Genomic DNA, 12,839 nt, shown 5'->3' with positions numbered 1-12,839 from the left:
AGGCGCCAGTTTTTTTTATGCTGCTGATTACAAAAAAAGCGGAGCACCACCTGCCGGTGGTCTCCGCTCTCTCTGTAATATGTAGTGTATTTGCTTTAAAAGGATTAGTGGCGGAAGTGACGCATACCGGTCATTACCATCACCATATCATGCTGTTTGCAGAATTCAACTGAATCGTTGTCGCGAACGGAACCACCCGGCTGAATCACCGCGTTGATACCCTGTTCGTGCGCAATGCGTACACAGTCATCGAATGGGAAGAAGGCATCGGAAGCCATCACCGCACCTTTCAGATCGAAGCTGAACTGACCTGCTTTTTCAATAGCATGGCGGAGAGCATCGATACGGGAGGTCTGACCACAGCCTTTACCAACCAGCTGTTTGTTTTTCACCAGCGCAATCGCGTTGGATTTCAGGTGTTTGCACACGATGTTGGCAAACTCCAGGTCAGATTTCTGTTCTGCGGTAGCAGCGTGAGCTCCTACATCATTCCATTCTTTGTAGTTACCGTTGTCACCATCCTGCAACAGCACACCGTTCAGTACATTTTTAAACATGTATTTGCTGCTAACAGGTTGTTTCTGTTCCAGCAGGATACGGTTTTTCTTGGCTTGCAGTACAGTGAGGGCTTCGGCTTCAAATCCCGGAGCAATCAGTATTTCAAAGAAAATTTCGTTGATGGCTTCGGCAGTGGTTTTATCGATGGTTTTGTTGCACACCAGTACTCCACCGAAAGCACTTTCCTTATCGCCGGCCAGTGCTGCGTCCCAGGCTTCTTTCAGGGTAGAACGGGAAGCGATGCCGCATACGTTGGTATGTTTGATTACAGCGAAGGTTGTTTCTGTAAACTCCCGGATCAGCTGGCAGGCAGCATCTACGTCTACCAGGTTATTGAAAGACAGTTCCTTGCCATGCAGTTTGTTAAAGATTTCATTCAGGTTACCGTAGTAAACACCACGCTGGTGAGGGTTTTCACCGTAACGGTTCACCTGTCCCTGCGGAGCAGATACCTGGAAATAATCACCAGGTTCGTTGTTCAGGAAATACTGAGAGATGGCCACATCATAGTTGGCACATACTTCAAATGCTTTAGCAGCGAAGTTTCTGCGGTCCTGGATGGTAGTAGCACCATTGTTTTCAGTCAGCACCTTTTCGAGATCAGCGTACTGGTCTTTGGATGCAACAATCACTACGTCTTTGAAGTTTTTGCCTGCAGCACGGATCAGGGAAACACCGCCTATGTCTATCTTCTCAATGATCGCCTGTTCTTCTGTTGTACTCTTTACGGTTTCTTCGAAAGGATACAGGTCTACGATCACCAGGTCTATTTCCGGGATCTCGTATTGTTTCAGCTGTTCCAGGTCCTGCGGGTTTTCGCGACGGGCCAGGATACCACCAAATACTTTAGGGTGCAGTGTTTTCACACGGCCACCCAGAATAGAAGGATACGCTGTCAGATCTTCTACTGCCACACACTTTACGCCCAGCTCCTCAATAAATTTTTGTGTACCACCGGTAGAATAGATGGTCACACCTTGTTCACCTAACTTTTTTACAATGTTCTCCAGGTTATCTTTATAGAAAACGGAGATCAGCGCTGATTTAATTTGCTTTTGCATGGATGGAAAACATTAGAAATTTTAATAACATAGGCTCCCTGGTGCGGAACCGAAAAGCTGCGCGAAGTTAACACGTAAGTCTCATTTTTCCATTGCCTGCTTGTCGAGACATAAAATTAAAACACCCTTAAAGCCAGACAGGGCGCGAAAACCACTAATTTGGTTTTTATTTTTTCACCTGTTAAAAATCAGCATTAAACCTATGAAGTCACTGTTATCCCTTCTGTGCTGTACTATCATTCTGTTGTCAGCAAAAGGACAAAGTTATCCGGACATTGTTACCTATCACACTACCCAGACTGCTACTTATGGTACCAAAATCAAGACCAATCTGGGCTTTGTGAATGGCAATCACATGCCCACCATCATTATTGAAGGTTATAATTTCGGGACCGGTGAAACGATTGGGCTGGTCATCAACTTTTACATTTATGGTGATGTGTTTATGCGCTACAATGTAGCCTCTTTCGGCTCCTTTACCCCTCCCATGTACCTCGCCAATGAGGGCGGGAAGATTGTAATCTTTATGGACAGCCGTGAATATTACCAACGTTTTGCTGTAAGAGCTTTCGCCAAAGGACAGGCCGATTACACTGCCAACTACCAGGGATGGACAGTTGCGGACGAAGCCATTAGCCCAACAGCCACCCAGAAAACCCGTCTTACCTATCAGAACAAGTTTCCCGGCCAGATAGTGTTACCTGGAAACAGCCTCTGGAGCGAAACCAATGTTGGTATTGGCACTACTAATCCCGGTTCCGCCAAACTGGCTGTAGAAGGCCTGCTCAGCGCCCGTAAGATAAAGGTGACAAGCCTCAATCCATGGCCTGACTATGTTTTTGAAAACGACTATCCACTGATGTCCCTGGAAGCAACGGAAGATTATATCCGTACCCACAAACACCTGCCTCAGATGCCCACTGCCGGAGAAGTTGCCGCCAACGGCCTTGATCTGGGGGAGATGAACCGCAGACTGCTGGAGAAAATGGAGGAAATGACCCTTCATATGATTGAAATGAAAAAGAAGATCAACGAACTGGAAGAAAAGCTCCGGCAAAAACAGCAGCCTTAAAAGCTGATAGTACAGGCTCCTTCATCCGGAATACTGTAACAGCGCTGTTTTAACTCCCGGCATTCCTGCGTCCAGCGCCGGATACGGCCGGATGAACAGGCAGCGCCGAAGATGATAGTATCACAACGGAAGTACTCCTGTAGTTGCCGGATGTTTAGCCGTGGGTTGTGGTTGAGCAGCAGATAATTCACTTTAATTCCACTGGGATGGGCTGCTGGCAGTGCACTCCCCTTCCTGTGATAAAAAACCGGCAGTGTACTGTCGACGATCAGCAACTGTTTGTGGCCGAAGCGCAGATAACGTCCGTGCTGCAGGCAGTTGCTAACCACGCCGGGAGACACACCCAGCATTGTTCTTGCTGAACGTAACTGAGCAGCGACAGGCGTCTGCCAGAGGCTGTCGTTGCCTATAAACTGTACCTTGCCCCCACTAACACAGTCGATTGCCGTATAGGCGGGTACGTTATAGATGATCAGTTGTTGTCGTTGCAGGGTTAGCAGCTGGCGGACTACTTTATCAGCCACCATGGCCCAGCTACAGATCAGTGCCACCCATAGTCCGGTACGGGACTTCTGCAGCCACCATACCGCGAGGCCCGCCAGCAGGGCGTAAAAACAGCCGGTTTGCAGGAGGCTTAACTGCAGGTCACCAATGACCGCGTAAGGTAGTTGTCCCAACCATTCCACCCCGGCATTCATCCATCGGATCACCAGCCGGATAGCCAGTCCGGTCCATTCTGCGAGCATCACAAAAGGTGTCATCATCAGTAAAAATACTTCTCCATAAATCACCACAGTAGACAGCGGAACAGCCAGCAGATTGGCCGGCAGAAAATAACAGGGAAACTGATGAAAATAGTAAATGGACACTGGCAAAGTGAGTATCTGTGCAGCTATTGACAAAGCTGTCGTTTGCCACAGCAGTGTGGCCCATCGCCACCGGAAATGCAGCAATTCAGACAGGGGCGTATAAAACAACAGGATACTCAGCACTGCCAGGTAAGAGAGCTGAAAACCTGCGTCCACAGCCAGCCAGGGCTTATAGCATAACAATACGAAAGCCGAAGCAGCCAGGGTGTTGTAGGTACTGGCGCGCCGGTTTAGTATCAGTTGTCCGATAGTAATGCCGGAGAACATAACGGCTGCCCTTAATACAGAAGCCGAAGCCCCTGTCAGCAGGGCGAATCCCCACAATACGCTTAAAATAATGAGGGCTTTCATCCCATTGACGAGGGTACTGGCTGGTAGCCAGCGCAACAGCCATAACAAGGTGCCATACAGCAGTGCCAGGTGCATACCGGAGATAGCGATGACATGTACAATACCGGTGTTGCTATAACTATTGACCATGTCTTTGTCGAGGTCTTGCCGGTAGCCGATGAGCAGTGCTTCTGCCATACCAGCTTCAGGCCCTTCTCCGATATTTGTTTTCAGGCTATGCAGACAAAAATCTCTTGCTTTCAGGAGCCAGATTGTCAGATCCCGGGCCGGAGGCTGTTTCAGCTGCTGATATTCTCCGGCACGCAAATATACCTGGTGATAGATCTGTTGTGCTGCACAGTACTGCCGGTAGTCGAACGCACCTGGATTGCCGCTGTTTTTGATTATAACAGGCTTTTTAGCCAACAACAACCGTGTTCCGTACACTAATCCCACCGAAGCAGTATCCCTGCTAAAATAGGCCAGTAAATGCCCTTTTGCGGGCACCAACTTACCATGTGCATATACGCCTTCAATGCTCAGAACGGTTTTGCGTGTGCGGGCTTTCTCCTGCAAGGGTTCTTCCACTGCTGCCAGCAGGAAATCCCCCTCCTTTTCGGGTGCAGAAAAATACCCGTCTTGCCCTCGAATATCGGCACAAACCAGCAACAGTGCTCCGCCGCAGAGGATCATGATAAAAATAAGCAACCCACCTATCCATGAATAATGATAGCGATAAGCCAGTGGCAACCGGCTCAGGCCCCATACCGCCGTAAATGCGGTCAGGATAAGTATGTACAGGGATAATGCGGAAAGCTGTAAATTCAGTTGTATGAAAATACCGGCCAGCAAAGGGGCTGTCAAACGTAGAAAGGGCGCACGTTTCCAGTACGCCACAAATGTGGGGGATTCAAACTGCATGGGGTTAACTTTTTTTGCAGTATTAAATGTAGGAATTAAACCGTCTCAAAAACGCAAAAACAGCATATACGAAAAATGTATGATAGCTTGGTAACTTCTGCTTCAGGGCGTGTTAATGCAAAATATCTGTTAAAAATTCAATTTATTTAATATATTAAAAATCAATCATTTCAATATTTTAACTTTCCAAATCTGTTATTGATTAGTTAACATCTTCTTTAAATATAATATTATTTGTAAACTGCATTACCGGTCACGCTATTTGTGTCGTATCAAGATTCAATAGTCGTGTCTTTAATGGTTATTTTGAGGGAAAAGAAGGAGCCTGATCTTTATCAGGCTCTGTTATTTTAGAGCAATTCCAAACTAAAACAATATACGCAAAAAGCCCGTCAGCTTAATACTGACGGGCTTTCGCTTTTTATATCCGACACTGTCTTATTTAGACAGGTACATGCTCTTTTCTTTATACAACTGCCTGAAATAAGGATCTCTCAGGTCTTTAATAAAGCGGATAGCTTCACCGGTGGACTTCATTTCAGGGCCGAGTTCTTTGTTCACGCCCGGGAATTTATTGAAGGAGAACACTGGTTCTTTGATAGCAAAGCCGGTGAGTTTCTTTTCAATTGTGAAGTCCTGCAGCTTTTTGGCACCGATCATCACTTTGGTAGCGATGTTCAGGTAAGGCACCTGGTAAGCTTTTGCGATGAAAGGTGTAGTGCGGGAAGCACGTGGGTTGGCTTCGATCACGTATACCTGTCCACCTTTGATAGCAAACTGAATGTTGATGAGACCACGGATATTCAGTGCTCGGGCAATTTTCTCTGCGTAGTATTCCATCGTAGTCACTTCAATCGGAGTGAGATTGAAGGCTGGCAGCAGCGCATGGCTGTCACCACTGTGGATACCGGCAGGCTCAATGTGTTCCATTACACCCATCACGTGGAAATCAGTACCGTCGAAGATACCGTCAATCTCAGCTTCCTGGCAGCGGTCCAGGAAGTGGTCGATCAGGATCTTGTTGCCTGGCAGGTGACGCAGCAGGCTCAGTACAGATTGTTCCAGTTCTTCTTCGTTGATCACGATACGCATACGCTGTCCGCCCAGTACATAGGAAGGACGTACCAGCACAGGGTATCCTACTTCCTTGGCCACTTCAATAGCTTCGTCTGTATTGTAAGCGGTGCCGTATTTAGGATAAGGAATACCGAGGTCTTTCAGCATATCGGAGAAACGGCCGCGGTCTTCCGCGATATCCATGTTGTCGAAAGAAGTACCGATGATTTTGATACCTTTTTCTTCCAGGCGTTTGGCCAGTTTCAGAGCAGTCTGACCACCCAGCTGAACGATCACACCTTCTGGTTTTTCCAGCTCAACGATCTCCCACAGATGCTCCCAGAATACCGGTTCGAAGTACAGCTTGTCGGCCATATCAAAGTCGGTAGACACCGTTTCAGGGTTACAGTTTACCATGATCGCTTCATAGCCGCAATCCTGGATTGCCTGCAGACCGTGTGTACAGCAGTAGTCAAATTCAATACCCTGGCCAATTCTGTTAGGACCGGAACCCAGTACGATAATTTTTTTCTTATCGCTAACCTTGCTTTCGTTTTCTGTATCGAAAGTAGAATAGAAGTAAGGTGTTTTAGCTTCAAACTCAGCGCTGCAGGTATCTACCATTTTGTAGGTACGAACAATGCCGAGGGCTTTACGTTTTTCGTAAACTTCTTCTTCTTCGCAGTTACCGAAGATGATAGCCAGCTGTTTGTCGGAGAAGCCCATGTGTTTGGCATCTTTCAGCATGTCGGCCGGAACGCTTTCCAGGTCATGCTCAGCCAGTTGTTTTTCCAGATTTACGATATCCTGTATCTGGTGCAGGAACCAGCGGTCGATATGTGTCTGCTGGTGGATATGTTTCACAGAAGCACCTGCCATCAGGGCATCTTTGATACGGAAGATACGATCCCAGGTAGGACGTTTCAGTTTTTCGATGAGATCTTCCGTTCTCATCAGCGACTTGCCATAGTAGCCCAGACCCAGCGCATCGTTTTCGAGGCTCTGGCAGGCTTTCTGCAGCGCTTCGGGGAAAGTACGGCCGATAGCCATTACTTCACCTACAGACTTCATCTGCAGGCCCAGGGTGTCGTCTGCACCTTTAAATTTATCGAAGTTCCAGCGTGGCATTTTTACGATAACGTAGTCCAGCGCAGGTTCAAAGAAAGCGGAAGTAGTTCTGGTGATCTGGTTTTCCAGTTCATCCAGGGTGTAGCCAATCGCCAGTTTGGCAGCGATTTTTGCAATCGGATAACCGGTTGCTTTGGATGCCAGGGCAGAGGAGCGGCTTACACGCGGGTTGATTTCAATAGCGATCAGCTCTTCATTTTCCGGATTGAGGGAGAACTGAACGTTACAGCCACCGGCGAAGTTGCCGAGGTCACGCATCATCATCATGGCTTTGTTACGCATGTCCTGGAAAGCGGTATCGCTCAGGGTCATGGCAGGCGCCACCGTGATGGAGTCCCCAGTGTGGATACCCATCGGATCGAGGTTCTCTACGGTACAGATGATCACAACGTTGTCATTCTTGTCGCGCAGCAGTTCCAGTTCGAATTCCTTCCATCCGAGTACTGCTTTCTCAACCAGTACTTCGTGGATGGGAGAAGCTTTCAGACCACGGTCCAGTGCTTCGTCCAGGTCTTCTTTGCTGTGAACGAAGCCACCACCTGTACCACCCAGGGTAAAGGAAGGACGGATTACCAGCGGGAAGCCTATTTCCTGTGCAAACTCCTTACCTTCCAGGAAAGAGTTGGCCGTTCTTGCAGGCGCTACCGGTATGCCCAGTTGGATCATCCACTGACGGAACTGTTCACGGTCTTCAGCCTTGTCGATCGCTTTGATGTCTACACCAATGAGGCGAACGTTGTTCTTTTCCCATATTCCCAGCTCATCTACCTCTTTACAAAGGTTCAGCGCTGTTTGACCACCCATGGTAGGCAATACAGCGTCAATCTGGTTTTCTTCCAGAATCTGCTCAATGCTTTCCACGGTTAATGGGAGCAAATAAACCTTATCGGCCATCATAGGGTCCGTCATGATGGTAGCCGGGTTGGAATTAATCAAAATCACTTTAATTCCTTCTTCCCGCAGCGAACGAGCTGCCTGTGAACCGGAATAGTCAAATTCGCAAGCCTGACCAATAATAATGGGACCAGATCCGATAATGAGGACAGATTTGATAGATGAGTCTTTTGGCATTTTTGTAATCTATTGAAAATGAAAAACCACATTGATTTTAATGCCGTGCGAGGGACCAAAAAAATCGTGCAAAGTTACGTCATTTGAAATTTAATAGTGGAATTAAATTTGATTTTTTAGAAAAGATTTTTGTGAGAAAGATGACTATAAGCTTTTTTTGAATACAATAATTATAACATATGACGATCATTTCCCAATCTCAGGACTGAAACACTGGGCTATATTTGTGTAGATTGAGGTGTAGGGAGTTTATAGTGATCTGATGCGCTGGATGCCGCTAGTGCTCGCTCTGCTTGTATAGGTTGAAGTGCAGGGAATTTATAGTGACCTGATACAGTTGGATGATGCTGAAGCCCGGGCCATACTTTGAAGCCCGAGCTTTGCCATGATATTATATTTATTACAATTTTACACGTGTGGACATCACCGCAATAGCTGCTCCCATCACTGCTATGATGGAAAAAGAAACGGCCAGGCTGGTGGCCTGTGCCACAAAACCAATCAGTGGCGGGCCAAACAAAAAGCCCAGGTAACCAATGGTAGAAACCGCCGCCAGCGCCATTCCCGGAGACATCACTTTTGACTTGCCGGCTGCACTATATACCAGCGGTACTACAGACGAGACACCCGCGCCTACCAGCATAAAACCAAACATGGCACTGATAAAATAAGGGAATATCACCGCTATCAGCAACCCACTGGCAGTAAGGATACCGCTGATCAGCAACATCTTTCTGGTACCCAGCCGGGTGATCATCCAGTCGGCCACAAAGCGGCCGGAAGCCATGGTACTCATGAAAGCTGCATAACCAGCGCCCGAAAGACCATCCCGTACATGCACTACCCTGCGAAAATACACGCCGCTCCAATCAAACATAGTCCCCTCGCATATCATGGAACACATAGCGATTATACCCAGCGTCAGCAGGAAAAGGTCAGGTTTGACAAACAAAGGCTGATTCGGTTGCACATTTGCATCCTGCTGTACTATATGACGCATGGTCAGCAATACCAGTGTCCAGGCAATACCGGTAATCAGCAGGAAGTGATATACCGGCGCAATGTTCAGCCCGCTCATCGCGGTTCCGATGGCAGCCCCTGTAAAACCTGCGACACTCCACAATCCGTGAAAAGAAGCCATAATAGACCTTCCATACATTGCCTCTACGGCCACAGCCTGGGTGTTTACTGCAATATTGGCCAGGTTGCCACAAAAGCCGAAACAGATCAGCACCGTGATTAATTCCCAGGGGGTCCGGGCCAGCCCCAGCACGGGCAACAGCACCCCATAAGCGACTGCCGCCATAATCAGTACCTGCCTGCTTCCAAAGCGGGACACCAGCACTCCCGCCACCGGCAAGGAAATAAGTGAACCTACCGGCAGCGCCAGCAACACACTTCCCAGTCCGGCATCATTCATATGTAGTGCCTGCTGTATATCAGGTATACGCGAAGCCCAGCTGGCGAAACATAGGCCGGTAAGGAAAAACAACGCACTCACCGCTATACGTGCACCTCTCTTATGTATTACCGGTGCCGATAATTCCTGTAACATCATCATCAGTTCAGATCAGATCAGATAAAAAAATACTTCCGTTTTTAAGCGGTTAAATCACCTGTATACCCAGGTTTAAATCACCTGTATACCCAGGTTTAAATACGGTTTGAGCGAAGGCAGGTCAGGATTGTCTGTAACAATTGTATCCAGCTCAGTAATATCGCATACCTTGAATGGCTCTGCCGTACCCATTTTATCACTGGTGGCCAGTGCAATGTTTTTATTGGCCGATTCCACCATCACGCTTTTAACCTCTGCTTCCTCAAGGTCCAGGCCAGTTACGCCGGCATCAGGATGCAGACTGCAAATACCCATGAAATTGAGATCGGCACGGACCTTCTGCAGCATGCGTATGGTTTCCATACCGCAGGCTGTCTGGGAGATTTTGCCGATACGGCCACCAGTAAATATCACTTCAATGGTTGGATGTTCCACGAGTTGCGCAACAATCGGAACGCTGTTGGTGATGACTGTCAGCCGCAGATTGAGCGGGAACAGTTTCACCAGTGCCAGCGTAGAAGTTCCTCCATCTATGATGATTGTTTGCCCGTCATGCAGAAAAGAAAGCGCTTTGCGGGCGATATGTTGTTTATCTGCTTCATGCAGCGCGCTTCTCTCCTTAAATGCCAGCGGATTAGGAGAATGCGGGATAGCCCCTCCCCTTACTTTGATAAGCTGACCGTTTTGAGCCAGCACTTCCAGATCCCGGCGCACAGTATCCTCAGACACCTGTAAATCAGTGCTTAGCTCCGCCTGCAGTACCTTTTGATCGGCCTGGAGCTTTTTCAATATATAATCGAGCCTTTCCTCTTTTAACATAACACCTGCTATTTTCTGCAATATTATGAAATATTTTGCAACAATTTGCAAAATACTGCATATCTTTGCAAGAAATAGCAAAATATGGCAAGAATTGCAATCGACATGGATAATGTAATGGCAGACATCACTACACATTATCTTACTTATTACGAAGCAGCGCACGGCATTAAGTTAGACTCCGAAACCCTCCAGGGGGTTCCCGAAGGAGAAGCCTTACCGGAAGGGATGGTACGCCAGTTTCTGAACACTCCTGGCTTTTTCAGGACGGCACCGGTAATGCCAGGCAGCCAGGAAGTAATTAAAGCCCTGTGTGAAAAATATGAGGTATTCATTGTTTCCGCCGCGATGGAGTTTCCGTTGTCTCTTCAGGAGAAACTGGAATGGCTGAACGAGCACTATCCGTTCATCAGCTGGAAAAATATTGTATTCTGCGGCTCCAAAACCATTGTGGAAGCGGATTACATGATCGATGACCACGATAAAAACCTGCGCTACTTTAAAGGAGAAAGGTTATTATTTACAGCTCCGCATAATATCAATCTGACAGATTACAAGCGGGTGAACAACTGGGAAGAGGTAGCAGAAGAATTGCTGGCCACCGCTCCTGCCGTGCTTTAGGCGTTTTCGCCACACTACCGGCATCACCAGGGTATTGACAATACAAGCCCCATCCACTGCTGGCCTTATTGAGCCAGGTGGTCTCTGTCTTCATATTTATACGGTTGGATGGTAGATATCAACCGGATGGGTTATGCCGGTTCATTATTGATTATATTTTTTGCCGGAGTATACGCCAGCTGCGCATGTGCATGTAGAGGATAGTACTGATATAGGCTTTACGTTGTTTTTCAGGCTTTCTTTGCTTTGCCTTTACGGTACGTGACCAGCTCTTTTTTCAGTTTGATCATATCATCTTTAATGGCGGCATAATTCTTCAGCAGTTGGTTATGCTCCTCCAGGATTTTGTAATACTTCTCACGAAGCACCATCATTTCCTCGCTTTCCGTTTGCCGGGTTTCCTGTATGGTGCCGGGATTGAGGAAAGCTTCTGTGGTCATGTCCAAACCGCGGGCTACCCGGTCCAGCTCATCCGGTGAAAATGTTTCCTTTTCAAAAACATTGTACATGGTCCGCCTGCTCATATTGAGGCGTTCGGCCAGTTTGCTTTTGTTGAGTCCTTTTTCAGCGATGAGGTCCTGTAGCCGGTTGCCGTGGTGGATATTTTTCCCGTTTGCCAGTTGGGTGCTGCCGTTCCACCGGATAAATTCATCAGGGGTGATTTCTATCAGCTGACAGAAACGTTCCAGGTTAACCCGTTTCATGTCGCTGTTTCTCAGGTGATAGTGGGCGATCTGATTAGTAAAGCCGGCCATTTTAGCAAAATCGATGATTTTTATTTTTTTCTGCTTCAGTATCTGCTTTAGCCGCTGGCCCATGTGTATCAAACTCGACTGCATCATTTAAGCTTTTTATAAATAATTGTATAATATAACAATTAATCTTTCATTTCGTAAATAAAAATATAGAAATGCAGCAAAAAATAATAAAATGATCACAAGTCCATTTGTATGAAAATCAGTCATAACTTTTAGGCATACACGAACGCTGAAAATATTTTTTTCACATCATTTTGAATGTAATTAACCCTCCTTTGACTGTTTAACATGTGAATAGATGATCACATAAAATCATGATGAAAATTTCTCCCCGTAACTTGATTGAAAATCTGTCTTAACAAACCATCAAATCCAGTACAGTAAAGGGTTACCCATATTTTTTTAAAACTAATAGTGTAATTTTATGATGATAATTTGCACAATTAGAAACACATTTAATTATGGCCTAAACGATTATCATTTTAGCGGTGATAACAATGTGTAAATAATTGGGTTATTTAAAAATCTAAAGTAATCCCACATTATGAGCCGGGAACCCTCAAATCTTCTTTTTGCAATTCATGAAAAGTTCTCCGGTCTTGCGGCCGGATTCCGGGAAAGGGTTTGTGAAGACTGTAACTGGAGCACACCTACTTTCTACCGGAAAATGCGGGCCAAAGAAACCCGTGGCCCTGCTGACAAAGGCAAACAAAGCACTTATCTCAGCAGCGCCGAAAGACAGCGGATTGTGGAAATCATGGACGAAGTATACGATGCCTTCTGGAAGTCCATGGCTAAATACCGTAAGTAACCCACACCGCCCACCTCCCTTTCACAGACAGCCCCGCTGCTGTGACAACAAGTCCCATTGTCCACCTTTCCAAACACCTTTGGCGGCATGCAAGTCTCTCCCTTTCAAAGGGCAGCGATTGCCATGCCCTAAAGGTGCTTTACCATGGCCTTTCTTCAAATGTATTTTGAAAAATAATCTGGTTTTAACATGTTTTTTTAGATTTT

The 12,839-nt window shown here is 46.8% G+C and carries 9 protein-coding genes; 3 read left to right on the top strand and 6 right to left on the bottom strand.

The features are described from left to right. Nucleotides 1-104 precede the first annotated feature (104 nt). Nucleotides 105-1,619 (bottom strand): bifunctional phosphoribosylaminoimidazolecarboxamide formyltransferase/IMP cyclohydrolase, encoded by a 1,515-nt coding sequence (gene purH / locus DF182_RS14280; protein WP_113616264.1) that lies wholly within the window; start codon nt 1,617-1,619, stop codon nt 105-107. A gap of 202 nt (nt 1,620-1,821) precedes the next feature. Here purH and DF182_RS14275 point away from each other — a divergent pair, with 202 nt between their 5' ends. Further along, entirely contained in the window at nt 1,822-2,691 is an 870-nt protein-coding gene (locus DF182_RS14275; protein ID WP_113616263.1) for a hypothetical protein, read from the top strand. Here DF182_RS14275 and DF182_RS14270 read toward each other — a convergent pair. The 4 genes from DF182_RS14270 to DF182_RS14255 all read right to left on the bottom strand — a co-directional run bounded on the left by DF182_RS14270 (nt 2,688) and on the right by DF182_RS14255 (nt 10,443). After that, nucleotides 2,688-4,811: a ComEC/Rec2 family competence protein gene (locus DF182_RS14270; RefSeq protein ID WP_113616262.1), complete on the bottom strand. Its 2,124-nt coding sequence runs from the start codon at nt 4,809-4,811 to the stop codon at nt 2,688-2,690. The genes DF182_RS14275 and DF182_RS14270 overlap by 4 nt on opposite strands. A gap of 438 nt (nt 4,812-5,249) precedes the next feature. Continuing rightward, nucleotides 5,250-8,066 (bottom strand): carbamoyl-phosphate synthase large subunit, encoded by a 2,817-nt coding sequence (gene carB, locus DF182_RS14265; RefSeq protein ID WP_113616261.1) that lies wholly within the window; start codon nt 8,064-8,066, stop codon nt 5,250-5,252. 400 nt (nt 8,067-8,466) lie between these two features. After that, nucleotides 8,467-9,627, bottom strand: a complete 1,161-nt coding sequence (locus DF182_RS14260) for an MFS transporter (protein WP_245957441.1) — start codon at nt 9,625-9,627, stop codon at nt 8,467-8,469. 69 nt (nt 9,628-9,696) lie between these two features. Next, on the bottom strand, nt 9,697-10,443 hold the full coding sequence (locus DF182_RS14255) for a DeoR/GlpR family DNA-binding transcription regulator (RefSeq protein ID WP_113616894.1): 747 nt from the start codon (nt 10,441-10,443) through the stop codon (nt 9,697-9,699). 84 nt (nt 10,444-10,527) lie between these two features. Between DF182_RS14255 and DF182_RS14250 the strand changes: the two genes are divergently transcribed. Next, a complete protein-coding gene (locus tag DF182_RS14250) occupies nt 10,528-11,064 on the top strand; it encodes a 5' nucleotidase, NT5C type (protein ID WP_113616260.1) in 537 nt (178 codons plus the stop codon). A gap of 230 nt (nt 11,065-11,294) precedes the next feature. Here the strand turns inward: DF182_RS14250 and DF182_RS14245 are convergent, their stop codons facing one another. Next, nucleotides 11,295-11,906, bottom strand: coding sequence for a helix-turn-helix domain-containing protein (locus DF182_RS14245; protein WP_113616259.1), 612 nt, complete (start codon nt 11,904-11,906; stop codon nt 11,295-11,297). Nucleotides 11,907-12,366: 460 nt separating this feature from the next. Between DF182_RS14245 and DF182_RS14240 the strand changes: the two genes are divergently transcribed. Continuing rightward, nucleotides 12,367-12,633 (top strand): hypothetical protein, encoded by a 267-nt coding sequence (locus DF182_RS14240; protein ID WP_113616258.1) that lies wholly within the window; start codon nt 12,367-12,369, stop codon nt 12,631-12,633. The last annotated feature ends 206 nt before the right edge of the window (nt 12,634-12,839 follow it).

It is taken from the genome of Chitinophaga flava, from assembly GCF_003308995.1.
GTDB lineage: Bacteria > Bacteroidota > Bacteroidia > Chitinophagales > Chitinophagaceae > Chitinophaga > Chitinophaga flava.
The sequence above is the reverse complement of the archived record's forward strand: the minus strand, read 5'-3'. Positions and strand labels throughout refer to the sequence as shown.

What these genes read in the sequence shown, in the direction of transcription:
- carB (WP_113616261.1), bottom strand. Translation starts at nt 8,066, where the DNA reads ATGCCAAAAGACTCATCTATCAAATCTGTCCTCATTATCGGATCTGGT.
- DF182_RS14240 (WP_113616258.1), top strand. Translation starts at nt 12,367, where the DNA reads ATGAGCCGGGAACCCTCAAATCTTCTTTTTGCAATTCATGAAAAGTTC.
- DF182_RS14275 (WP_113616263.1), top strand. Translation starts at nt 1,822, where the DNA reads ATGAAGTCACTGTTATCCCTTCTGTGCTGTACTATCATTCTGTTGTCA.
- DF182_RS14245 (WP_113616259.1), bottom strand. Translation starts at nt 11,906, where the DNA reads ATGATGCAGTCGAGTTTGATACACATGGGCCAGCGGCTAAAGCAGATA.
- DF182_RS14260 (WP_245957441.1), bottom strand. Translation starts at nt 9,627, where the DNA reads ATGATGATGTTACAGGAATTATCGGCACCGGTAATACATAAGAGAGGT.
- DF182_RS14250 (WP_113616260.1), top strand. Translation starts at nt 10,528, where the DNA reads ATGGCAAGAATTGCAATCGACATGGATAATGTAATGGCAGACATCACT.
- DF182_RS14270 (WP_113616262.1), bottom strand. Translation starts at nt 4,811, where the DNA reads ATGCAGTTTGAATCCCCCACATTTGTGGCGTACTGGAAACGTGCGCCC.
- DF182_RS14255 (WP_113616894.1), bottom strand. Translation starts at nt 10,443, where the DNA reads ATGTTAAAAGAGGAAAGGCTCGATTATATATTGAAAAAGCTCCAGGCC.
- purH (WP_113616264.1), bottom strand. Translation starts at nt 1,619, where the DNA reads ATGCAAAAGCAAATTAAATCAGCGCTGATCTCCGTTTTCTATAAAGAT.